Source organism: Peribacillus sp. S4 (assembly GCF_046715815.1).
Lineage (GTDB): Bacteria > Bacillota > Bacilli > Bacillales > DSM-1321 > Peribacillus > Peribacillus frigoritolerans.
In genome coordinates this window covers 4,348,978-4,371,780 of record NZ_CP175708.1, presented here as the reverse complement: position 1 = coordinate 4,371,780, position 22,803 = coordinate 4,348,978, and the positions used below count along the sequence as shown (strand labels likewise).

The window sequence follows — 22,803 nt, the reverse complement described above, 5'->3', positions numbered from 1 at the left end:
GGTTAAGGAGAATAGGAATGGCCAGCGATAATGAAACGATTCAATTGGAATTAGTGAAAGCGATATTGGAAGAATTGCCTTTTGGTGTTTTGGTTACGAAAAACGAAACAGAAATCGTTCTCTGCAATCGCGTATTATCCGAGGCTTTTGCTGAGAATGAATTTGATCTGCAAATGAATTTGATTATTGAAAAAAGTCTTGTACCAGCTGTAAATACTCCGATCCGTTTGAATGATAATAATGGAATTGTCAGAAAAGCCATCATTCAAATGGGGGATGAGGAGTATCAGATTTATCTCCTGTTATTTACAAATAATAAAAGTGATTTTCTTAATATCGATAATCATGAAGAACTTCTGTTTAAGGATATTATCGAATTTGCCTATGACGGCTTGGTGATGGTCGATACGGAAGGGTATGTCCAAATGCTGAGCCATGCTTATGCGGATTTTCTTGGGGTCGATCAGGAAAGCTCCATAGGGAAACATGTAACGGAGGTCATTGAAAACACCCGTATGCATGTGGTCGCCAAAACTGGCAAGCAAGAGGTCGCTGAATTACAAAAAATTAAAGATAATTATATAATTGCGACCCGTTCCCCGATAAGGAAACAAGGCAAGTTAATAGGGGCGGTCGGGAAGATTCTTTTTAAGAATGTCGGGCAATTCACCGCTCTTTCCAAGCGGATAAATTCTCTTGAAGTAGAGCTGAAAAAGTACAAAGGCGATTTTCGCGAGAGAAATAAGGCCTCATATACGTTTGATCATTTGATGGGAAGAAGCCCAGCTTTCATGGAAGTGAAAGGTCAGGCCAAAATTGCCGCTAAAAGCGACTCGAATGTATTGATTTTGGGTGAAAGCGGAACAGGTAAGGAGCTGTTTGCCCATTCCATTCATAATGACAGCAGACGGGCCATGGGTGTGTTTGTCAAAGTGAACTGTGCCGCCATCCCGGCGGAACTGCTGGAGTCAGAGCTATTTGGCTATGAAGAGGGATCCTTCACTGGCGCAAAAAAAGGCGGAAAAGCGGGTAAGTTCGAAGCGGCTGAAGGCGGTACGATTTTTCTGGATGAAATCGGTGAGCTGCCACTGCATATGCAGGTGAAGCTGCTCCGTGTTTTACAAGAGAAAGAGATTGAGAGGGTCGGTTCGACGGGAAGTATTCCGATCGATGTGCGGGTAATCGCTGCAACGAACCGTAACCTGGAGGAAATGGTCTCGAAAGGGGAGTTCCGGCTTGATATGTATTACCGATTGAAGGTCCTGCAAATCCATGTTCCTTCCTTAAGGGAGCGACCGGAGGACATTGAAATACTGGTAAATCATCTTGTTGAAAAGTACCAGAATCTCATGAAGAAACGCGTAAGAGGGATGAGCGATCAAGCATTGCGCCTGCTTCGTCTTTATAAATGGCCGGGGAATATTCGTGAGTTGGAGAATATCATTGAACGCGCAATGAATATAGTTGAAGAAGGGGAAATGATACGTTCCAAGCATCTCCCTAAAGAAATAACGGGTCATAAAGAAGCCGTCTCGATCCGCACCTTGGCTGAAGTAATGGATGAAACCGAACGGGCGGCGATCGTTTCCTGTTTGGAAATGACTTCCGGCAATAAATCAGAAACGGCAAAGAGACTCGGAGTGAGCCGAACAACACTGTATGAAAAAATGAATAAATATGGTTTATGATTGAAAAAAGGACCCTTTTGCCAAAGGGTTCAGACTGCAGGCAAATTCGAAATAAAACGTTTGCCTGCAGTTTTTTTATTTTTAAAACGTGCAAGGTGCTTTCAGAAGTCCGCTCCCTTTCCGCCAGATGTAAGCGAATGCCTGAATCCCCCTCCCCAAGCTTTTACTAGCAAATATTTGCGTGTGTTAGGAAATCCGTACATAAAACGAAAGGGAATTTAAGAGTTGTAAGAAAAGTCTTACACTTTTTTGGAGTTTATCTTTGTATGTACTGAAACCTTTACAGTTTTAAGTGAATTTAGGTAAGGAAATGTTTGAAAAAGCTTTAAAAGATGAGATTTTTCCTTGTATTTAAGTTGGCACAATAATTGCATAATTACTTTAGTGAATGGCCCATCTGTCATTTTATATTGTGTTTCCACGTAAAATGAAAAGGGATTATTGAAAGCGTTCTCAATGTTTAGGGGATATTTAGGGGGATCATTCAGCTTGACTTGGGGAAGGCAGGCTTGAATGGTAAAAGCGGAAAAATTAAAAATATGGAATTTAGGAGATTACTAGTTCTATTTAAGGGCTTCCGAATTATTTGGGGGCAAGGGAGAAAAGGGGGAATTGAATTGGTGATTCAAATTTTAGCCATTGTGGTGGCGCTGGGACTTTTAATCTTTTTAGCCTACCGGGGCTATCCGGTCATTATCATAGCGCCAATTGTTACTTTATTGGCGGTCATTTTATCCGGCGGACATTTGCTGCCGAGTTATACAGAGACATATATGACGTTTGCGGCTAACTATATAAAAGCGTTCTTTCCAATATTTTTATTAGGGGCCGTATTCGGAAAAGTCATGGAGATGAGCGGTGCAGCTGCATCCATCGCCAAGACGATCGTAAAATCACTAGGCTCCAAGCAGGCCATTCTTGCTGTAGTGCTGGCGTGCTCGGCGCTGACATATGGCGGGGTTTCATTGTTTGTAGTGGCATTCGCCGTTTATCCATTTGCAGCGGCAATTTTTAAAGAAGCAGACATTCCAAAAAGATTATTGCCGGGAACGATTGCACTAGGCGCCTTCACATATACGATGGATGCCCTTCCTGGAACACCTCAGATTCAAAATATCATTCCAACGAATTATTTCGGAACAGATACGTATGCAGCTCCAATCATGGGGATTATTGGCGCGATCATGGTATTCACTGGAGGAATGATCTGGTTAGAGCGTCGCCGTAAACAAGCGGTGGCAAATGGTGAAGGCTACGGGGAAGGACATATCAATGAGCCAGAAAGTGCAGAACAACAAAACCTGCCTAACTTTTGGCTGTCCATCGTACCGCTCATCCTTGTCGTAGCGTTTAATTTTGCTTTCAGCCGCAGTGCCATTTCGGTTAAGCATTGGTATGATGCTTCGATGTTGAAGGAAACTTTCAACATTGCCGATGTAAGCACAGTCACTTCATCCTGGTCTTTGATTGTTGCATTGACAATCGGCATCATTGCAGCGATGCTTCTGAATGTTGGACGCATCAAGGTCAAATTGGCAAGTGGATTAACAGCTGCGGCAATGGGATCATTGCTTGCCATATTCAATACTGCATCTGAAGTTGGCTTTGGGAATGTGGTGAAAACACTTCCTGGATTCTCGGTCATTCAAAACTGGGTGTTCAATGCAAGTGGTAATCCGCTTGTATCCGAAGCTATTGCCGTCAATGTGCTGGCAGGGATTACCGGATCCGCATCAGGTGGACTTTCGATTGCGCTAGAAGTGATGGGAAGTCACTATTTGCAGGTGGCCCAAAGTGTCGGAATCACCCCGGAAATGCTTCATCGAATAGCATCCATGGCATCTGGCGGAATGGATACGCTCCCGCATAATGGTGCCGTCATTACCTTGCTTGCCATTACTGGACTGACACATCGTCAATCTTACAAGGATATTTTTGCGATTACGATTTTGAAAACAGTGACCGTGTTCATCATAGCTTTTGCAACATCACTGTTTATTTAATAGAATAGTATTAAGAATGGAGATGATGGAAAATGAGTAAATTATTAACATCTTTTGATAGCGCTATTCAACAAATCGAGGATGGAGCAACCATTATCGTAGGCGGGTTCGGATTAAGCGGAATACCAGAGAAACTAATCATTGCTTTGCGTAACAAAGGTGTAAAGGATTTGACGATTGTCAGCAACAATTGCGGTGTCGATGACTGGGGTCTGGGTCTATTGCTTGAAAATAAACAAATCAAAAAAATGATCGCTTCTTATGTTGGGGAAAATAAATTATTTGAACAGCAATTTTTAAGTGGCGAGCTGGAGGTCGAACTAGTTCCCCAAGGAACGCTGGCCGAGCGTTTAAGAGCGGGCGGAGCGGGAATTCCTGCCTTTTATACAGCTACAGGAGTAGGGACGGAAGTCGCAAAAGGTAAAGAACATAAAGAGTTTGATGGCCGCACATACATTATGGAAAAAGGAATAGTCGGGGATTTTGCCTTTGTAAAAGCCTGGAAAGCAGATCATTTCGGTAATCTTGTATATCGGAAAACGGCAAGGAATTTTAACCCTGTCGTTGCCACCGCAGGGAAAGTCACACTTGTCGAAGTGGAGGAGCTTGTGGGCACAGGGGAGCTCGATCCAGATGAAATTCATACTTCAGGGGTTTATGTACAAAAAGTGCTTGTAGGAAATGACTATGAAAAACGAATTGAAAGACTTACAACTGCTAACGCATAAAAAGGAGGAGTATCGAATGACTAGACAACTAATTTTAGAACGGGCCGTTAAAGAAATCAAAGATGGGATGTGTGTGAATTTAGGGATTGGAATGCCGACCTTGATTGCCAACATGATTCCAAATGACTTTAATGTCATGCTTCAATCGGAAAATGGCTTACTCGGAATCGGGCCTTATCCCCATAAGGATGAAGTTGATCCGGATTTGATCAATGCAGGAAAAGAAACGGTAACGGCAAAAGCGGGGGCATCATTTTTTGATAGCGCTGAATCATTCGCGATGATTCGCGGCGGCCACATCGACCTAGCCATTTTAGGCGGGATGGAAGTTTCCGAGAATGGGGACTTGGCAAACTGGATGATTCCAGGGAAGATGGTAAAAGGAATGGGAGGAGCGATGGACCTCGTCCAAGGCGCAAAACGAATTGTCGTCATCATGGACCATGTGAACAAACACGGGGAATCCAAAGTGAAAAAAAGCTGTACATTGCCATTGACGGGAGAAAAAGTCGTCCATTGCCTGATTACCGAACTGGCCGTTTTTCAATTTACAGACGCTGGCATGGAATTGATTGAATTGCAAAATGGGGTAACACTTGATGAAGTGAAAAGTAAAACAGAGGCTGACTTTACAATAAGCCCATCTATTGAAATCAAAGCGTAAGGTTAAGAGATTAATAAAATAATACATGATTAGACGGCTTTCATTCGCAAACGGGCGAACGGAAGCCGTCTAATTTTTTTTTTTTGGAAATTCCCATTCTATAATGAAGAAACGACAAGCCTTTTCACTTAGTTATCAATACTTGGCAGACAGTCGGCAGAAAGGGAGCGGATTTCTAAAGGAGGGTATGTGTAATGGATTTCCACTCCAGGCACTCGCTTTCCGCGGGCGGTCGGGGAGCCTCCTCGGCTTTCGCCTGCGGGGTCTCCCTTGGCCACGCTTTCCCGCAGGAGTCTCATACCTTCTGTTCCATCAATTTAGTTTTAATAGATAGAACTCCATGTTGCCTATATTTTTTTGTTTGTGAAACTCGAACGTTGATTTCCACTCCAGGCACTCGCTTTCCGCGGGCGGTCGGGGAGCCTCCTCGGCTTGGGCCTGCGGGGTCTCCCCTAGACACGCTTTTCCCGCAGGAGTCTCGTACCTTCCGTTCCAATCAACTTGTGTTTTAAAAGAAAAAACTGCTGGCTCGTCTTATTCCAAACCCTATTTAAGACAAGGTTATTCTTTATATTTTTTCCTGTCATCCTTAATGAATGGAAGAAATATGCGACACTCCTGCCGAAAAACTGGCTAGCCGAGACCCCGGAAACGCTTGCGTCGAGGAGGCTTGGCAGGCAGTCGGCGGAAAGGGAGCGGATTTCTGAACTCAATTGGAACGTTTGTTAAGAAGAAACTGTAGGCTACTCTGAACTGCCCCGTAAATGTTAGACACCAAACTAACATTTACATGGTGTTTTTATGACTAATTTTTCTGCCGAAAAACTGGCTAGCCGAGGCCCCGCAGCTGTTTACCGTCGAGGAGGCTTGGCAGGCAGTCGGCGGAAAAGGAGCAGATAAATAACATATCACTTCTATTCTCTATTAAATGAGAACAAACTTTACCAACTCTGCTACTTTTCCGTTAAAAAGTCTTATATAAACTTTGATGGGAACTTAAAAGGAGGGATGACAGTGAAAGTAGCATTACAGACATTATTGGAGCGGTCAGTGAAAAAGATGGGCAAAGGGATGAATCCTATTGTGAAGGCAGTAGCATTGGAAATGATTGAACGTGCTTATAATGAAGGGATTTATGTACAGATTAGTGCGGGTTATCGTTCTTTGGAAGAACAAGCTTCGCTTTACGGTCAAGGACGGGTTTATATTTACAATGGAAAAAACTATAGTAATCTAGCTAAGCCTAATGTGACAAACGCTAAGCCTGGGCAATCCTATCATAATTTTGGACTGGCTATTGATTTCTTCATTGTGAGTGATGATGGCAAGAAAGCGATATGGACAGTGAACTCAAAATGGCAGCGTGTGGCTGCCATAGGTAAAGAATTAGGATTTATCTGGGGCGGGGATTGGAGTTCATTCAAGGATTACCCCCACTTGGAGATGACAGGCGGGTTATCCTATAAACAGTTACAAGCAGGAAAAAAACCTCATATTACTTCTCCAAAGACCAGCAAAGGAGATGGACATATAATTTCCATACAAAAAACGATAAATAGCCGATATAAAACGTCTATTGCCGTAGATGGCGTTTATGGTCCCAAAACCCGATCGGCCCTTATAAAAGGTTTACAAGCGGAACTGAATAAGCAATTCAATAAAAAGCTTGTTGTCGATGGAAAATGGGGGCCTAAAACGAAGAATGCCACCGTCACAATAAAAAAAGGGGCTAGCTGCAATATCACATGGATTCTACAAGCAGCGTTATATATGAAAGGATTTAACCCCGGTACTCTTGACGGAGAATTCGGGGAAAAAACCGAGGCGGCATTATCCAAATACCAGAAAGCAAGCAGGATTTTCGCTGATAAGCTTGCAAGTAAAGTAACATGGAATGAATTGTTTGCTTGATGGAAAATCCATGCCGTTAGCAGAAAGTAAAGCTGTGCAAGAGCGCATCAACTACCTTTTCCTCATTACTTATACTTCCACTCAAATAGTAATGATGGATTGCAAAGTTCTTAATATTCCTTTGGAGTACGTACCTGTCGCTATTTTAGTATGAGCTTCCTTTGCTTCTTGAGTTGCATTCCCAACAAGGTAACCATGTTTAACACTTTTTAACATGAGCAAATCATTGCCGCTATCCCCGAAAGCAAAGGCATGCTCCCGATTCAGCCCGAATTTGTCTAGCATAAAACGGACAATCTCATTTTTTCCAGTGCCTAATGGAATGAAGTCTATATCATAACTATCTTCAGGATCGCCGGCAAGGGGATTGCAACGATTGATATTTACCCCTATCCCATACTCTTTGGCCACCCTCTGGATGGTAGCTAAATTCTTCTTGTCGACGGATTCCTGTTGTATTTGATAATAATAATTTCTTTTGTAGCGTGAACTTCCCATTTGAGTCTGAGGAATCAATGGTATATTGCCGTTAAGTAGAACATTATAAATTTCATCGACTTTCCCCTTATTAAATTCTTCGATATTAATCTGCGAATGCCAATCCGGATCACTTTCCAAAAAGTTATTCTCCGAGAAATAAGTGATTTCGGTTCCTAAGTCACTGGCAATAAAATGCGGGAAAAACCTGAATCCACCTTGTTCCATTTTATGTAATATTGATTCGATACCACTCCCAGTGACCCAGCCAAAGACAAGTTCTTCATCCATGCTTTTTGCTTCTAAGTAATTTTCAAGCTCATATACATCTTCCTGTCTCTCGTGACTCATGGAGTGAGGATAATAGGTCTCATCGAAATCACAGAATACAATGTATTTTGGGTCTTCAACCTTTGGCAATAACTGAAACCCGCCCTTTTTATTCAATAACATAACAATCCCTCCAAATATAACTTTTTAAAAATACAACTCAGAATAATTTTGTTAATATATTAGGAACGGGTTTAATCATAACTTCTGAAATCGATAACATGTCAACCACATATTACAAGGATGGGATTAAATGACGAGCATTAGCGAGATAGCCAAGATATGTAATGTCTCTAAAACAACAGTATCCAGAGTCTTAAATAATCATCCATATGTATCGAAAGAAAAAAGGGAACAAATCTTAAAGGTCATGGAAGAGCTTGATTATGCACCAAGTTCACTAGCCCGGAATTTTAGGACAAATAAAACCCAAACCATTGCAATATCAGTCCCAAGTTTCGACCATCCATTCTTTGCCCAATTGGTTAAAGGAGTATCTCTAGCAGCATTGGAAAATGATTATAAAGTTCTTATTTTTCAAACCTTTTATGATGCGAAAAATGAATTGGATGTTATGGGGAAATTAAAGAATAGAGAAGTAGATGGGGTTATTTTAGGAGCGTTAGAAAATGAATGGAATGTAATCAAGCCTTATTTGAAATACGGCCCGATTTTACTGTGTAATGAATACCATCATTCCGCTTCTATACCGATTATTGGATATGACGAATTCGAAGCGACATACAAAGCGGTTAATCATTTAATAGAAAAAGGCCATAGGAAAATAGGTTTTTGTTACGATACTTCTTATAGTCAGGCTCAGGGTCAAAGAAAAGAAGGATTTATAAAAGCGTTAGCGGATAATAATTTACTACATAATGACGACTGGATATTTGGACATGGATTTAATATTGAAGATGGGTTCCGTATTTGTGATGAAATAGTAAAATTAAAAGAAAAACCTACTGCCTTATTTACTGGAAATGACCAGGTAGCAGCAGGAATTATTAAAAAGGCAACTGTGTTGGGCTACAAAATACCGGAATGCCTAGCCATAGTTGGTTATGATAATCAATCTATTTGCCAAGTCACAACCCCCACCATAACCACAATCGATATACCGATTATGGAACTGGGACAACGCACTGTAATAGAATTGATAAAATATTTAAATGAAGATTTGAAATTAAAGCGCGACATTATTAAATTGCCTACAGAACTTAAAATCAGAGAATCAACCTAACCTTCATAGTGATATAAAAGCTCCTTATTCAGTACATTATCCTTTCAGACAAATACTAAAGAAATTCTAAGGGATGTAATCTGCCCTACCCCGGGAATAATCTGACCAACCCCCAGAATAATTCGACTTTCCCGGGAAATAATTCCCCTAAACCTAACATAATTCGACTTACCACGGAATGATCCTTCCTATACACAAATTCGCTATTCATCTATGAAATTCAATCAAGTTCCAGGCACCAATCATTGCAACGCATAAAGCTTCCTGGCGGGTATTCGAATTCACATTCGGAGATGAGGTTGAAGCCGAGCTTGCGGCAAATTGCGTTAGATGCAGGATTAGTGATCGAAGGGAATGCGTGAATGTATTTGTAATTTCGTTCGGCTTTGATTTTCTCCATCAGTGCCTTCACGGCATGAGATGCGATTCCTTTTCCTTGAAAGGAAGGGAGGACGCTCCAACCGATTTCGTAAACGAATTCATCGTTCCACACTTTTTGCCAGTAGCCAACGGAACCGGCTGCCTTTGCCTCTGGAAACGGGATGATGCTAAACATGCTTCCCTTATCACCAATCTGTAGATACCGCTGATGACGCTTCAGGATTTGTTCAATACTTTCTGGTCCGCCAAGGTGTTCCATCATTTCTGGGGCATTTAGTTGAAATAGTAATGGAAGGTCTTTATCTTCCCACGGTTTAATTTCCAATCTAGTTTCCGAAATCCGACTCACCCCTAAATATTATATTTTCTCTTATAATCTTCTTGGCTTAATGCGAGATTCCTTTATTTGACCTTATTATTCTATTGCCTTTGTGCTGAAGTTTGATTTTAATAAGAATAAAGAGATGAATGTTTCCCATTAAATGCTATAATTTACAGGTGATTCTATCAAATGGCAGAGAACGGAGATGAAGAAATGAAATCTTCAGTAAATCAGTTTTCCACTCAATTTGAATGGATATTGAATGTGATCAATGTGGGTGTCCATATTGTGAATAAAGATGGGGATACGGTCTTTTACAATGAAATGATGGCGCATATTGACGGGCTGGATCGGGAGCAGGTGCTGGGGGAGAATATTTTTCAGCTTTATCCTTCATTGACAGATGAATCCAGTACGCTGAATGTGGCCTTGGAAAAAGGCAATGAAACGATTGAGTCCATTCAAACATATGTCAATTTAAAGGAGAAAAAAATAACGTCGATCAATAGTACGTATCCTTTGTATGAGGATGGTGAAATTATTGGGGCAGTGGAAATCGCAAAGGATATTACGAAGGTCATGAATATGTATGACCAAATTGTCGATTTGCGTTCCCAGCTGGCGGAGACGCATAGGAAAAATAAGTTTTCTGAAGGGACGGCGACCTATCATTTTAGTGATTTGATTGGCAATAGTCCTGCTTTTAAGCAAGCGATTTCCTTGGCGAAAAAAGCGGCCCGTACACATTCCCCAGTCATGATTTATGGACCAACAGGGACAGGGAAGGAACTGGTCGCGCAAAGTATACATAATGTAAGTGCTCAGCGAAATCAGCCTTTCATCGCGCAAAACTGTGCGGCCGTTCCAAAGGAATTGATGGAGGGGCTGCTGTTCGGCACGACGAAAGGGGCTTTTACCGGAGCGATGGATCGCATGGGCATTTTTGAGCAGGCAAATGGCGGTACTCTTTTCCTTGATGAGCTGAATAGTCTCGACCTCGGTCTGCAGGCAAAATTGCTGCGGGTGCTTCAAGAAGGTGAAGTGCGCCGTGTTGGAGGTTCGAAGGAGCAAAAGATTAATGTGAAAATCATTGCTGCGATGAACATTTCTCCGGAAGAGGCGTTGGAGCGGGGAATCATTCGTTCGGATTTGTTTTTTCGCCTCAATGTCGTAACGGTCCAGATGCCTTCTCTTTCCGAGCGTAAAACGGATATTCCGGAAATCGTCAATCACTTCATTCAAAAATTCAACAAATCATTTTTTACGGAAGTGCGCGGAATCAGTCAAAAGGCGATGCAGCGGCTTCTTCAATATTCATGGCCCGGGAACATTCGTGAACTGGGACATGCCATCGAGTTAACCTTTAACGTAATGGACGCTGGGGAAGATATGATTGATGAACATCATCTTCCTGCTTATCTTTTCCCTTCAGGAAATTATGCTGCAGCAAATGCGCAGAGCCAGCCTTCCCCATTGAAAAACAGGATTGATTTACCTGTCGTTCTTGAAGAAATGGAAAGGGAAATGATCATCAATATGTTCGAGAAATATAACGGGAATATCAGCAAAACGGCAGAAGCCCTCAATATTAAAAGGCAGGGACTGCAATATAAGCTAAACAAGTACGGCATTGAAAAAGTTTATACGGCAGGGTCGAAGGAATCGAAATAAATTGAGGTTTTTGAAAACGCTGTCACTTCCTTAATGATAATGTACCTTGAAGAGGGCTCTCGTGTGTCGAGGCCCTCTTTTTTTTAATTTTCTGCCTAGTGCAAAGAATCTGGCTGCAAAAAATTATGCATAATGAAAAATATCTTGCGATTTTAAGCTCGTTTTACCCCCATTTGCTTATGATTTCCTTGTTATCAATGTTGGCATCATTCTTGCGAGAGTATATAGATAAGTTCTTACAATAAGGGGGCATTATTAATGAATTTGATGGGAATGGATGTAAAACATAAAGAATACCTAGGTGGACGCAGGCATTATAATGATATCGAATTGTGGAAGGATGTAACGGAAGAGCAGTGGAATGATTGGATCTGGCAATTGACCAATACAATTAAAACACTGGATGATCTGAAAAAGGTCGTCAACTTGACACCGGATGAAGAGGAAGGAGTCCGGATTTCGACTCAAACGATTCCGTTGAACATTACGCCTTATTATGCTTCATTGATGAATCCCGATGATCCTCGCTGTCCGATTCGTTTACAGTCGGTACCGCTTTCGGCAGAAATGAACAAGACTAGATATGATTTGGAGGATCCGCTGCATGAGGATGAGGATTCCCCTGTTCCAGGATTGACGCATCGTTATCCGGATCGCGTTCTATTCCTTGTAACGAACCAATGCTCCATGTACTGCAGATATTGTACACGACGCCGTTTTTCAGGTCAGGTTGGCATGGGTGTTCCCAAGAAACAGCTTGACGGGGCGATTGAATATATCCGGAACACTCCGGAAGTGAGGGACGTCCTGATCTCTGGCGGTGACGGCCTGTTGATCAATGATAAGATCCTTGAATACGTATTGAGTAACCTGCGCGCCATCCCGCATGTGGAAATCATCCGGATCGGCACACGTGCACCGGTCGTTTTCCCGCAGAGGATTACGGAAAATTTATGTAATATTCTGAAAAAATACCATCCGGTTTGGTTGAATACGCATTTCAATCATTCACTTGAACTGACGGATGAAGCGAAAAAAGCATGTGATATGCTCTCGATGGCAGGTGTGCCGCTTGGTAATCAGGCAGTCATCCTCGCTGGTATCAACGATAGTGTCCATATCATGAAAAAGCTTATGCATGACTGTGTTAAAGCAAGGGTAAGACCTTATTACATTTATCAATGTGATCTATCTGAAGGGATTGGCCATTTCCGGGCGCCGGTTTCAAAAGGACTGGAAATCATTGAAGCGCTGCGCGGCCATACATCAGGATATGCAGTGCCAACCTTTGTGGTGGATGCTCCTGGCGGCGGCGGAAAGATTGCCTTGACCCCGAATTACCTTCTTTCGCAAAGTCCGGATAAAGTCGTTTTACGGAACTTTGAAGGAGTAATCACTAGCTATCCGGAGCCGAAGAACTATGTTGCCGGCAGTGCGGATGCTTACTTTGATGAAGTGTATGGTACTGCGGATAGGAAAGAAGCCGTCGGGATTTCCGCGCTCATGACGGATGAGAAATTCAACTTGGTGCCAGAGGGCCTTCGTCGTCTTGACAAGAGAAAAGCGTATGAAAGCACTGATGAACATGCTTCCTTGAAGGATCGCCGTGATAAACGGGATGAAATGAAGGAAAAATTAAGATTGGCCCAAGAAAAAAAGTTGGCCGCTAGCGGCTCGGTGAAATCTGATGGCAAGGAGGAATGAAGATGGACTGCTTATGGTGCAATACCCCAAACGTAGAAGAAAGTGAAAAGAAGGATTGTTACTGGATCATGCCTGACGGGAAACGCTCAATAAAAGTCCTTCAAGTTCCGGCCATAAACTGTCCTGAATGCGGAATCTATGTGTCTGATTCAATGAATCAAAAGGTGGATGAAGCCTTATCCATATATGATGTGAGTGAATATCCTGATGAGTTTACGTATGAACAGCTTCTTCAGGCACCTGTCAAAAAATTATTCAATTGGAAATAGAATGCCGGGAGAAGCGGATGTTAGGCATCTCTTCTCCCGAATTCTTTAAATAAGGGGGATACATGATGCCTGTTCAAAAGCTGCCTTTTTTCACCCAAATGGAGACCGGGGATTGTTATACGATGGAGCTCTATCATGATCATGCCAATCAGCGCTTGCGCATGGATGATTATCGGGGAAATATCAAAAAAGCGATCGATCGGGCCCTTGCCATCGCAAAGGAGCAGGGCTTTACAAAAGTGATACTTAAAGCAAGGAATGAAGATTTATCAGCGGCGTTGGGTCAGGGATTCATGCTGGAAGGAATATTGAGCAAGTATTTCAAAGGGAATGATGCCTATTGCATGGCCTTCTATTTAACGGATGAAAGGCGGACTAGCGACTTTTGGGTCAAGGAAGATATGGTCATCCAAGATGTAACCAAGGTTTCTAGACCGATTGAATCCCAGCAAATACCTGATGGTTATATCCTCCGGTCTGCTGCGGAGAAAGATGCACAAGAGCTGGCGAAGCTATATGGTGCCATTTTTGAAACCTATCCTACACCGATGAATGATGAACGGTATATCAAGAAAGTGATGAAGGAAGGGACGATCTTTAGTGTTATCGAATATGAAGGAACCATCGTGAGTGCTGCATCCGCTGAAGTGAATGAGATGTATCATAATGCTGAAATAACGGACTGTGCAACAATTCCCCAGCATCGGAAGCATGGTTTCATGAAGGTGCTCATCTCCGCATTGGAACAAGAATTGTTCAGGAAAAACATTTATTGCTCATATTCATTGGCCCGATCATTGTCAATGGGCATGAACGCCGTCTTTCATCAGCTGGGTTATGAATATGGAGGCAGATTAACGAAGAATTGCAATATTTGGGATAAGTATGAGGACATGAATATTTGGGGTAAAGATTTATCCCTCAAGTAGGAGGATTTTTCTATGGCTAAATACACATGGGTTGATAAAGAAACGTGCATTGCGTGCGGGGCGTGCGGTTCAACAGGTCCTGAGATTTATGACTATGACGATCAAGGGATCGCTTTCGTCATCTTGGACGATAATCAGGGGATTGCCGAGGTTCCTGAAATCCTGCATGATGACATGCAAGATGCTATGGAAGGCTGCCCTACAGAATCCATCCTGATTCAGGATGAGCCTTTTAGTCTTTTAAGAACGTAATAGATTAATAGATAATGTGTACGAACGTTAAAAGGAGAGATGACATGACACGCAATTATTTGATTAAGCCTACTTTAGATCATGACTATCCCACTATCTCTCATGGGAATGGAATTTATCTTTATGATATAGATGGAAATCAGTATATAGATGGATCATCAGGAGCGGTCACAGCAAGTATTGGCCATGGCGTATTGGATGTTGTCGAGGCAATGACAGAGCAGGCCCGCAAAGTTTCTTTTGCATATAGGTCTCATTTTACGAGTGAAGCCGCAGAGGCATTGGCCAAAAAGCTAAGTGAGTTGGCTCCAGGGGATTTGAATTGGTCATTTTTCGTGAATAGTGGATCGGAAGCGACCGAAACGGCGATGAAGATCGCGATTCAACATTGGCAAGAAAAAGGGTTTGAGCGAAAAAACCGCATCGTCTCCAGGTGGACGAGTTATCACGGGATCACGATGGGCGCTTTATCGATGTCCGGCCATGTACCAAGAAGAAAGCGTTTTGTGCCGCTATTGGAGGATTTCCCTAGCATTTCGGCTCCATACTGTTATCGCTGTCCTTATAATAATGAAACTTCCGGATGCAAGCTTCAGTGTGCAAATGAACTGGAGACAGCCATTCAAAGGGTCGGCTCCGAGAATATCGCCGCCTTCATCGCAGAACCAATAATCGGAGCATCCGCTGGTGCTGTAACACCGCCGGATGGCTACTATCAAAGGATTAAGGAAATCTGCGAAACCTATGACATTCTTTTTATTGCCGATGAGGTAATGACGGGAATCGGACGGACAGGAAAAATGTTCGCGATGGAACACTGGGGAGTCACTCCGGATATCATCGCATTGGGTAAAGGAATGAGCGCAGGCTATACTCCAATGGCAGCCACAATGGTTACTGACCGTGTCATGGAGCCCATTTTAAAAGGCTCGAAATCAATCATGGCTGGACACACATATAGTGCAAACCCTCTATCTGCTGCCGTTTCATTGGAAGTGCTTTCCTACATTGAGGGAAATGACCTGGTTCAGGCAGCGGAAAAGAAAGGTCAATATCTGTTTAAGAAGCTACAAGGATTGGCTGAGAAATTCAACATCATCGGTGATGTCAGAGGAAAAGGGCTGCTCCTTGGGCTTGAGTTTGTCTCCGATCGGATTTCAAAAACTCCATTCGACTTGCAAATCGGCCTGACTACAAGGCTTGTCAATAAGGCTTTTGCGAAGGGGTTGTTAATCTATCCTGCTGCAGGTGCGATTGAAGGAATCGCTGGCGATGCGGTTATTTTATCTCCGCCATTAATCATTACGAATGAAGAAATCGACCGCCTCGTCATGATACTGGAAGCTTCCCTCGATGAGTTGCAGCAAGAATTGCACGCGGAAGGTTTGATTGAGGACATGCAGGCTATTTAGGAGGAACGGTATGAAGCAGGTCATTACGAAGAAAAACAAAATTGTGACCATGGAAGAAGCGCTGGAGCATATTTCCGATGGATGCACACTCATGTATGGCGGATTTGGCGGAGTGGGGACGCCTCCGACACTTGTACAGGGTATCCTTGACAAGGGCGTTAAGGAATTGACGTTGATTGGCAATGATACTGGATTCCCTGATATCGGCATTGGCCGGCTTGTGACCGCTGAAAGGGCAAAGAAAGTGATCGCCTCGCATATTGGATCCAATCCTAATGCCGGCAAGCTCATGACTGAAGGAAGGCTGCAAGTCGAATTTTCACCGCAGGGTACATTAGCCGAACGGATTCGTGCCGGCGGTGTAGGCTTAGGCGGGATTTTTGTCGATGTCGGGATTGGTACGATAGCCGAAGAAGGCAAGGACAAGATTGTGATAGAAGGAAAAGAATATTTGGTGGAAACCGCTTTGACGGCTGAGGTCAGCATCGTCCATGCCAAAAAGGCCGATTCACTTGGGAATTTAATGTATGACAAGACTGCATGTAATTTCAATCCGCTGGTAGCGATGGCAGGGGCCTTCACGATTGCGGAAGTGGAGGAAATCGTTCCTGCAGGCGAATTGGATCCGGAATGTATTGCCACACCAGGCATTTATGTAGATATGGTGATTCCGACAAAAGGGGTGAATTGGAAATGGGCATGGCAGTAGATGTACGAAATCGCATCGCGAAACGCGCCGCCAAGGAAATCCATGACGGGTTGATCGTCAATTTAGGCATCGGCATCCCAACCTTGGTGGCAGATCATATTCCTCAAGATATCCATGTGCTGTTCCATGCGGAAAATGGGGTTCTCGGTACAGGTCCAAGTCCTGATCCCGGAAAAGAAGATCCTGCCCTCTGTAATGCGGGAGGTTTCCCGATCACCACTGTAATGGGAGCTTCTTACTTTGACAGTGCAACGGCATTTGGGATGATCAGGAAAGGATACATCGACATCACTATCCTTGGGGCCCTGGAAGTCAGTGAAAAAGGGGATTTGGCGAATTGGATCGTCCCAGGAAAGCGGGTGCCGGGTATGGGCGGGGCAATGGAGCTTGCCCAGAAAGCCAAAAAGGTGATCGTCCTGATGAATCACGTGAATAAGCAGGGTGAATCTAAGATCTTGAAGACATGTACGCTGCCATTGACGGCTAGAAAGAGTGTGGATTTAATCATTACGGATATGGCTGTCATGGAAGTTACTGAAGAGGGATTGGTGCTAATGGAAGTCATGGCGCCATATACAGTGGATGATGTGCTAAGGAATACAGAGGCATCTTTGAAAATCCATGCTGCCGTCAACACCATTGAATAGGTAAGAGGAGGAAAAAAGCTTGAATGAGGTTGTCATCGTTGCTGGGGCACGAACTGCAGTTGGAACTTTTGGAAAATCACTCAGGAATGTTAAAGCCACCGAATTGGGCCGTCAAGTATTGGAAGGTTTAATGGAGAATTCCGGTTTGGGTAAAGAAAAGGTAAATGAAGTGATTTTCGGACACGGCTATGTCCACGGAGGCGGACTTAACTCGGCACGAATTTCGTCGCAGCTGGCATGTTTCCCGCACAGTGTTCCAGGACACGTTGTAATCAAAGCATGTGGATCAGGTTTAAAGGCCATTACCAACGCCGCTTTAACTATCGCTGCTGGTCAAGAAGACGTCATCATTGCCGGCGGAGTGGAGAGCATGAGCAATGTGCCTTATATCGTGAAAAATAGATGGGGCGGTAAATTTGGAAACGTAACGATGGAGGATGCTCTGCTGGCAGATGGATTAATATGTTCCTTGGGAAATGAACATATGGGAATAACTGCCGAGCGCTTGGCTGAAAAATACGGTATCCGTCGTGAAGAACAGGATCAATTTGCTTATCAAAGCCACAAGAAGGCTTGGAAAGCTATAGTAGAGGGTCGCTTTGATAGAGAAATTATTTCGCTTAAAATCAAGGATCGAAAAGGACTTCAAATCTTCAACCATGACGAAGGGGTACGCGAGGACATTCATCTAGATCAACTAGCCAGTCTTCCAGCAGTATTCAAAAATGAAGGAACCATTACGGCAGGAAATGCCTGTCCTATGAATGATGGGGCTGCAGCTATACTTTTAATGTCCAAGCAGCAAGCAGAAGAAAAGGGATTAAAACCGCTCTTGAAAATAAAGTCTTTCGCCAGTGCAGGAGTTGAACCTGGAGTTATGGGGATTGGACCAGTACCCGCTACTCGAAAGGCATTGGAAAAAGCAGGTCTATCTTTACGGGATATCGGACTGATTGAACTTAATGAAGCCTTTGCTGCCCAAGCACTTGCAGTGATCAAGGAGTTAGATTTGAATCCGGATATTGTCAATGTCAATGGGGGGGCAATTGCACTTGGTCACCCTGTAGGAGCAACAGGTGCAAAATTGACAGTCACACTGATGCATGAAATGTTGCGTTCACAAGTTAAGTACGGAATGGTAACGTTGTGTATGGCAGGAGGAATGGGTCTTTCAGTAATCTATGAGAATATGTGTGATTAAGGAGGATAAACGTGCCGGATATACAAAAACGGATAAACCAATGGATCAAGGATCATCGGGAAGAAGGAACGAACCTATTGCAAAAAATGGTACAAGCCCCGAGTACACAAGGGAATGAAGCGGGGGCACAGGCTATCGTCGCCCAAAAGCTGAAGGAAATGGGTTTGCAGATTGATAGTTGGGAACCAGACGGCAGCGAGCTGAAAAAGCATTCTTATTTCTATTCACCGCGCAGTGAATTTTCCAACAGCCCCAATGTGGTGGGTATCATGAAAGGGACTGGAGGCGGACGTTCCATCATCTTGAACGGACACATCGATGTCGTTCCGGACGGAGACCGCGATCAGTGGGACGACGACCCATATAGCGGAGCGATTAAGAATGGAAGGATGTTTGGACGCGGCGTAACCGATATGAAGGGTGGAAATGTTTCGCTGATCCTGGCGATGCAGGCTTTGAAGGAAAATGGCATCCAATTAAAAGGAGATGTCATTTTTCAAAGTGTGATTGAAGAAGAAAGCGGCGGTGCCGGAACATTAGCGGCTGTCCTGAGGGGATATAAAGCCGATGCCGCCCTGATCCCTGAACCGACGAATATGAGGATCTTCCCGAAACAGCAGGGTTCGATGTGGTTCCGAATCCATGTTAAAGGCAGGTCAGCCCATGGCGGAACAAGGTATGAAGGCGTAAGTGCGATTGAAAAAAGCATGACCGTCATCAATCATATTCGTGCCTTGGAAGAAAAGCGAAATGCACTTATCAGTGATCCGCTTTATCAGAACACGCCCATTCCGATTCCAATCAATCTAGGCGTCATTGAAGGCGGTAATTGGCCGTCATCCGTTCCCGACCTTGTGAAAGTCGAAGGAAGGATGGGTGTTGCGCCGGAGGAAACGATGGAGCAGGCGAAAGACGAAATGGCGGCCTGGTTGCTGCAACTCGGGGAAGCGGACCAATGGTTCAAGGAAAACCCGCCCGTATTGGAATGGTTCGGGGCACGCTGGGTTCCAGGGGCAATTGATGTAGAGCATGAACTGATGAATGCACTTGTTCATCAATATCGGCAGGTTGCCGGACAGGACCCGGTCATTGAAGCCTCCCCTTGGGGAACGGACGGGGGATTGCTGACACATGTCGGTGAAACGCCAGCAATCGTTTTCGGACCGGGAGTAACCGAGGTTGCCCACTATCCAAATGAATACATCCTGCTCGACAACGTGTTCTCCACAGCCGAAATCATTGCGCTCACTCTAATTCAATGGTGTGGAATGGAGACTGAGCAGGATGGGGTCACCCAATCCGGGAAGAGAGAGACTATACCGGGAAATGGCAATTGAACTGGACGGCATCCCAGCAAGTGAAGCGAACGATTAAGTCTTTGACAAAGCGGTTGTTAAAAAACTCTTTTATTCTTGAACTTTTAACTTTAAAAGAAAATGAGGTAGGAACCTTATGGACATGAATCTCATTGATAATGAAGAACCGACAGTTAAAAGGAATCCCATTGATAATGAAGAACCGACAGTTAAAAGGCAACTGAAAGCAAGACATATGACCATGATTGCCATTGGCGGTTCAATAGGAACCGGATTATTCCTGGCGAGCGGGGCAACCATCCAGAGCGCAGGGCCCGGCGGTGCCCTCGCTGCCTATGCCTGCATTGGGATCATGGTTTATTTCCTGATGACGAGCTTAGGGGAAATGGCGACATATATGCCTGTGTCGGGATCCTTTTCCACCTATGCCACACGCTTTGTTGATCCCGCATTCGGCTTTGCACTTGGCTGGAATTACTGGTTTAACTGGGCAGTCACCCTTGCCGTGGAAATAGCTGCAGCAGCCATCATCATGAAATTCTGGCTCCCTGATGTACCCAGCCTGATTTGGAGTGCCTTATTTCTTGGAATCGTCTTCACCCTCAACGCCCTATCCATTAAAAGCTATGGTGAATCTGAATATTGGTTTGCACTAATAAAAGTCATTGCCATCATTTGCTTCATCATTATTGGTTTATTGACCATATTGGGGATTTTTGGCGGAAAGGTGATCGGATTTGAAAACTTCACCATGGATGAGGCACCATTCAAGGGAGGATTTTTATCGATCATCTCAATCTTTCTAATCGCGGGATTTTCTTTTCAAGGCACAGAACTGGTTGGTATTGCTGCCGGGGAAAGTGAAGAACCCGAAAAAAATGTTCCGAATGCAATCCGCCAAGTATTTTGGCGCATCCTATTATTTTACATCGGGGCCATCCTGATACTTGGTCTCTTAATACCGTATACGAGTCCAAGCTTGTTGAACGGAGATGTCGAAAATATTTCTGTAAGCCCTTTCACGCTTGTTTTTGAACGGGCAGGGCTGGCATTCGCTGCATCCGTCATGAATGCGGTCGTGTTAACCTCCTTACTATCCGCCGGGAACTCGGGGCTATATGCATCAACGCGGATGTTATGGTCGATGGCAAAAGATCATCAAGCTCCCAAATTCCTGGCCAAAGTCAACCGCAGGGGGATCCCGATGAATGCCTTGATCATGACATCCATAATTGGGGGATTCGCCTTCTTGACCTCCATTTTCGGGGACCATGTATTTACATGGCTATTGAATGCATCCGGGCTGACTGGCTTCATCGCCTGGATTGGAATCGCCATAAGCCATTATCGCTTTAGACGAGCCTATGTTGCACAGGGTGGTGACCTGAACGAACTCAAATATAAAGCAAAATGGTTTCCATTCGGTCCGATTCTTTCATTCACCCTGTGCATACTCGTCATAGCAGGACAGAACTATGGAGCATTCCTAAGCGGCAGCATCGACTGGTATGGAGTCGCCGTCTCCTATATCGGATTACCGATATTCCTGGGAGTCTGGCTAGGATACAAGATTTATCACAAGACCAAATTAATAGCATTAAAAGATTGTCAATTCGATAAATCAGATGTGGCTTGATACCAATGGAAAAAACCTGAGCTTCCCTTTGGAGACTCAGGTTTTTTTATGAAGATTTGTATCGAAATCGAGTTATATCTGCGAAAAACGGAATATATTTGCGGAAATTGAATTATATCAACGAAAATCGAATTATATCAACGAAAATCGAATTATATCTGCGAAAAACAGAATATATCTGCGAAACGGCCATTATCTCATCTCAAATGATTTTTTTATAGCTGAATAATTGGGGAAGTGGTGCAATATTATTCTATGTACGATTATACTGTGGATGAAAGGAAACTGATGATGAAAGAGGCTTTTCGCGGTTCTGGAATTGGAGTCACTTTCATGGCGGTCTTCGGAACACTGTGGGCGGGTACTGGTGTAATGGGATTGCAGGGGTGGGGGTTTCCATACGTGGAACTCGCAGCCATATTCGTGGGAATCATCATGGTTATCGTTGGCATTTCATTAATACATGCTTCACAAAAAATGTCCAATCAAGTTTCAGATGATGGGGCAAGACGTCTTAAGCGTATCGGATTTTTGTTTAATATGGTCTTCATTGCCGAAGGTTTGCTGATTGGGATTGCCATTGCCATCTGTAACTTGATCAATCAGACCGATCTTATACCGGGAGTCATCGCCATTATTGTAGGGATTCATTTTTTACCATTGGCGTCACTTTTCCAAATCAAGGTTTATTATGCAACAGGTGTGCTTCTCTGTTTATTGGCGCTTATTACATGGCTGATTGTGCCAGACACCGTCATGGTTGGGGAGCACCAAATCCTTGCACCGTTATCATTGCTCGGCCTTGGATGCGCACTAATACTCTGGGCCACTGGACTTACGCTATGGCTAGGAATAAAGAATTCAAGCCGAACGATAACCGATGAAGAATGAATTAATAAAAAAACCCGTCATGGTGAACGGGTTTTTTCATTTAATTTTTCATCCAGGTCAAGAGCCTGACAATTTGAAATGGTTCATTCCAAACGATAATGAAACTTAAAAGAAAGAATGCAGCCACAGCCAAAAATTTTGACATTCCTCTTTCATTTTTATATATGGCCCCTAAGCTGCATAACAAACCAATTAGCAACGCACCGAATCCTGAAATCATAAGCAGCTCGGAGGCTTTTGAAAAAGCTAGGGAACAGGAAAATGAAAGGATACCAATCACTGCAAATACGATTGACCAATTGCTTAAACGTTTCATAGAGACTCCTTTTTTACTAATTATACCAATTTGGTGTCAGTAATGAAATGAAAAAAATTAAGGTTGTCACTTATGGGAATATATTGTAATATATATAACAATA

Annotated in this window: 21 protein-coding genes; 18 read left to right on the top strand and 3 right to left on the bottom strand. The window is 43.6% G+C overall.

Features of this window, described 5'->3' with window-relative positions:
• Positions 1-17 precede the first annotated feature (17 nt).
• The 5 genes from ACJ9PY_RS20740 (at position 18) to ACJ9PY_RS20720 (ending at position 6,994) form a co-directional block, all read left to right on the top strand.
• Positions 18-1,688, top strand: a complete 1,671-nt coding sequence (locus tag ACJ9PY_RS20740) for a sigma-54 interaction domain-containing protein (RefSeq protein ID WP_411738875.1) — start codon at positions 18-20, stop codon at positions 1,686-1,688.
• Between the two features lie 617 nt (positions 1,689-2,305).
• Positions 2,306-3,691, top strand: a complete 1,386-nt coding sequence (locus ACJ9PY_RS20735; RefSeq protein ID WP_191928635.1) for a GntP family permease — start codon at positions 2,306-2,308, stop codon at positions 3,689-3,691.
• A gap of 32 nt (positions 3,692-3,723) precedes the next feature.
• Positions 3,724-4,419, top strand: a complete 696-nt coding sequence (locus ACJ9PY_RS20730) for a CoA transferase subunit A (protein WP_034309718.1) — start codon at positions 3,724-3,726, stop codon at positions 4,417-4,419.
• Positions 4,420-4,435: 16 nt separating this feature from the next.
• Complete coding sequence (locus tag ACJ9PY_RS20725) at positions 4,436-5,083, top strand: 3-oxoacid CoA-transferase subunit B (protein WP_106026146.1); 648 nt, start codon at positions 4,436-4,438, stop codon at positions 5,081-5,083.
• Between the two features lie 1,008 nt (positions 5,084-6,091).
• A complete protein-coding gene (locus tag ACJ9PY_RS20720) occupies positions 6,092-6,994 on the top strand; it encodes a M15 family metallopeptidase (RefSeq protein ID WP_411738874.1) in 903 nt (300 codons plus the stop codon).
• Positions 6,995-7,075: 81 nt separating this feature from the next.
• On the opposite strand, the gene ACJ9PY_RS20715 is transcribed toward ACJ9PY_RS20720, so the two are convergent.
• Entirely contained in the window at positions 7,076-7,924 is an 849-nt protein-coding gene (locus tag ACJ9PY_RS20715; RefSeq protein WP_411738873.1) for an HAD-IIB family hydrolase, read from the bottom strand.
• 130 nt (positions 7,925-8,054) lie between these two features.
• On the opposite strand from ACJ9PY_RS20715, the gene ACJ9PY_RS20710 reads away from it, so the two are divergent.
• On the top strand, positions 8,055-9,044 hold the full coding sequence (locus tag ACJ9PY_RS20710; RefSeq protein ID WP_411738872.1) for a LacI family DNA-binding transcriptional regulator: 990 nt from the start codon (positions 8,055-8,057) through the stop codon (positions 9,042-9,044).
• Positions 9,045-9,264: 220 nt separating this feature from the next.
• On the opposite strand, the gene ACJ9PY_RS20705 is transcribed toward ACJ9PY_RS20710, so the two are convergent.
• Positions 9,265-9,750 carry a GNAT family N-acetyltransferase gene (locus tag ACJ9PY_RS20705; protein ID WP_411738871.1) on the bottom strand — a complete coding sequence of 162 codons (486 nt, stop codon included), beginning with the start codon at positions 9,748-9,750 and terminating at the stop codon, positions 9,265-9,267.
• Positions 9,751-9,936: 186 nt separating this feature from the next.
• On the opposite strand from ACJ9PY_RS20705, the gene ACJ9PY_RS20700 reads away from it, so the two are divergent.
• The 12 genes from ACJ9PY_RS20700 (at position 9,937) to ACJ9PY_RS20645 (ending at position 22,384) form a co-directional block, all read left to right on the top strand.
• A complete protein-coding gene (locus tag ACJ9PY_RS20700; RefSeq protein WP_411738870.1) occupies positions 9,937-11,418 on the top strand; it encodes a sigma-54 interaction domain-containing protein in 1,482 nt (493 codons plus the stop codon).
• A 273-nt stretch (positions 11,419-11,691) separates the two neighbouring features.
• Entirely contained in the window at positions 11,692-13,122 is a 1,431-nt protein-coding gene (ablA, locus tag ACJ9PY_RS20695) for a lysine 2,3-aminomutase (RefSeq protein ID WP_063577638.1), read from the top strand.
• A gap of 2 nt (positions 13,123-13,124) precedes the next feature.
• Complete coding sequence (locus ACJ9PY_RS20690) at positions 13,125-13,391, top strand: YokU family protein (protein WP_048688594.1); 267 nt, start codon at positions 13,125-13,127, stop codon at positions 13,389-13,391.
• Between the two features lie 62 nt (positions 13,392-13,453).
• Positions 13,454-14,320 (top strand): putative beta-lysine N-acetyltransferase, encoded by an 867-nt coding sequence (gene ablB / locus ACJ9PY_RS20685; RefSeq protein WP_411738869.1) that lies wholly within the window; start codon positions 13,454-13,456, stop codon positions 14,318-14,320.
• Between the two features lie 12 nt (positions 14,321-14,332).
• Positions 14,333-14,572 carry a ferredoxin gene (locus ACJ9PY_RS20680; protein ID WP_063594590.1) on the top strand — a complete coding sequence of 80 codons (240 nt, stop codon included), beginning with the start codon at positions 14,333-14,335 and terminating at the stop codon, positions 14,570-14,572.
• A gap of 44 nt (positions 14,573-14,616) precedes the next feature.
• Positions 14,617-15,984 (top strand): aspartate aminotransferase family protein, encoded by a 1,368-nt coding sequence (locus tag ACJ9PY_RS20675; protein ID WP_328143864.1) that lies wholly within the window; start codon positions 14,617-14,619, stop codon positions 15,982-15,984.
• A gap of 10 nt (positions 15,985-15,994) precedes the next feature.
• Complete coding sequence (locus tag ACJ9PY_RS20670; RefSeq protein WP_328143865.1) at positions 15,995-16,693, top strand: CoA transferase subunit A; 699 nt, start codon at positions 15,995-15,997, stop codon at positions 16,691-16,693.
• Positions 16,678-17,340 carry a 3-oxoacid CoA-transferase subunit B gene (locus ACJ9PY_RS20665; protein WP_411738868.1) on the top strand — a complete coding sequence of 221 codons (663 nt, stop codon included), beginning with the start codon at positions 16,678-16,680 and terminating at the stop codon, positions 17,338-17,340. Before ACJ9PY_RS20670 ends, ACJ9PY_RS20665 begins: the two co-directional genes overlap by 16 nt.
• A gap of 19 nt (positions 17,341-17,359) precedes the next feature.
• Positions 17,360-18,541, top strand: coding sequence for a thiolase family protein (locus tag ACJ9PY_RS20660; protein WP_411738867.1), 1,182 nt, complete (start codon positions 17,360-17,362; stop codon positions 18,539-18,541).
• A gap of 11 nt (positions 18,542-18,552) precedes the next feature.
• Positions 18,553-19,878: a peptidase gene (locus ACJ9PY_RS20655; protein WP_411738866.1), complete on the top strand. Its 1,326-nt coding sequence runs from the start codon at positions 18,553-18,555 to the stop codon at positions 19,876-19,878.
• Between the two features lie 121 nt (positions 19,879-19,999).
• A complete protein-coding gene (locus ACJ9PY_RS20650; protein WP_411740302.1) occupies positions 20,000-21,493 on the top strand; it encodes an amino acid permease in 1,494 nt (497 codons plus the stop codon).
• A 255-nt stretch (positions 21,494-21,748) separates the two neighbouring features.
• Entirely contained in the window at positions 21,749-22,384 is a 636-nt protein-coding gene (locus tag ACJ9PY_RS20645) for a DUF7010 family protein (RefSeq protein WP_411738865.1), read from the top strand.
• 40 nt (positions 22,385-22,424) lie between these two features.
• Here ACJ9PY_RS20645 and ACJ9PY_RS20640 read toward each other — a convergent pair whose 3' ends face one another.
• Positions 22,425-22,700: a hypothetical protein gene (locus ACJ9PY_RS20640; RefSeq protein WP_187049952.1), complete on the bottom strand. Its 276-nt coding sequence runs from the start codon at positions 22,698-22,700 to the stop codon at positions 22,425-22,427.
• Between the last annotated feature and the right edge of the window lie 103 nt (positions 22,701-22,803).

What these genes read in the sequence shown, in the direction of transcription:
- ACJ9PY_RS20740 (WP_411738875.1), top strand. Translation starts at nt 18, where the DNA reads ATGGCCAGCGATAATGAAACGATTCAATTGGAATTAGTGAAAGCGATA.
- ACJ9PY_RS20730 (WP_034309718.1), top strand. Translation starts at nt 3,724, where the DNA reads ATGAGTAAATTATTAACATCTTTTGATAGCGCTATTCAACAAATCGAG.
- ACJ9PY_RS20725 (WP_106026146.1), top strand. Translation starts at nt 4,436, where the DNA reads ATGACTAGACAACTAATTTTAGAACGGGCCGTTAAAGAAATCAAAGAT.
- ACJ9PY_RS20720 (WP_411738874.1), top strand. Translation starts at nt 6,092, where the DNA reads ATGACAGTGAAAGTAGCATTACAGACATTATTGGAGCGGTCAGTGAAA.
- ACJ9PY_RS20715 (WP_411738873.1), bottom strand. Translation starts at nt 7,924, where the DNA reads ATGTTATTGAATAAAAAGGGCGGGTTTCAGTTATTGCCAAAGGTTGAA.
- ACJ9PY_RS20710 (WP_411738872.1), top strand. Translation starts at nt 8,055, where the DNA reads ATGACGAGCATTAGCGAGATAGCCAAGATATGTAATGTCTCTAAAACA.
- ACJ9PY_RS20700 (WP_411738870.1), top strand. Translation starts at nt 9,937, where the DNA reads ATGGCAGAGAACGGAGATGAAGAAATGAAATCTTCAGTAAATCAGTTT.
- ablA (WP_063577638.1), top strand. Translation starts at nt 11,692, where the DNA reads ATGGATGTAAAACATAAAGAATACCTAGGTGGACGCAGGCATTATAAT.
- ACJ9PY_RS20690 (WP_048688594.1), top strand. Translation starts at nt 13,125, where the DNA reads ATGGACTGCTTATGGTGCAATACCCCAAACGTAGAAGAAAGTGAAAAG.
- ablB (WP_411738869.1), top strand. Translation starts at nt 13,454, where the DNA reads ATGATGCCTGTTCAAAAGCTGCCTTTTTTCACCCAAATGGAGACCGGG.
- ACJ9PY_RS20680 (WP_063594590.1), top strand. Translation starts at nt 14,333, where the DNA reads ATGGCTAAATACACATGGGTTGATAAAGAAACGTGCATTGCGTGCGGG.
- ACJ9PY_RS20675 (WP_328143864.1), top strand. Translation starts at nt 14,617, where the DNA reads ATGACACGCAATTATTTGATTAAGCCTACTTTAGATCATGACTATCCC.
- ACJ9PY_RS20670 (WP_328143865.1), top strand. Translation starts at nt 15,995, where the DNA reads ATGAAGCAGGTCATTACGAAGAAAAACAAAATTGTGACCATGGAAGAA.
- ACJ9PY_RS20665 (WP_411738868.1), top strand. Translation starts at nt 16,678, where the DNA reads ATGGGCATGGCAGTAGATGTACGAAATCGCATCGCGAAACGCGCCGCC.
- ACJ9PY_RS20650 (WP_411740302.1), top strand. Translation starts at nt 20,000, where the DNA reads ATGAATCTCATTGATAATGAAGAACCGACAGTTAAAAGGAATCCCATT.
- ACJ9PY_RS20645 (WP_411738865.1), top strand. Translation starts at nt 21,749, where the DNA reads ATGTACGATTATACTGTGGATGAAAGGAAACTGATGATGAAAGAGGCT.
- ACJ9PY_RS20640 (WP_187049952.1), bottom strand. Translation starts at nt 22,700, where the DNA reads ATGAAACGTTTAAGCAATTGGTCAATCGTATTTGCAGTGATTGGTATC.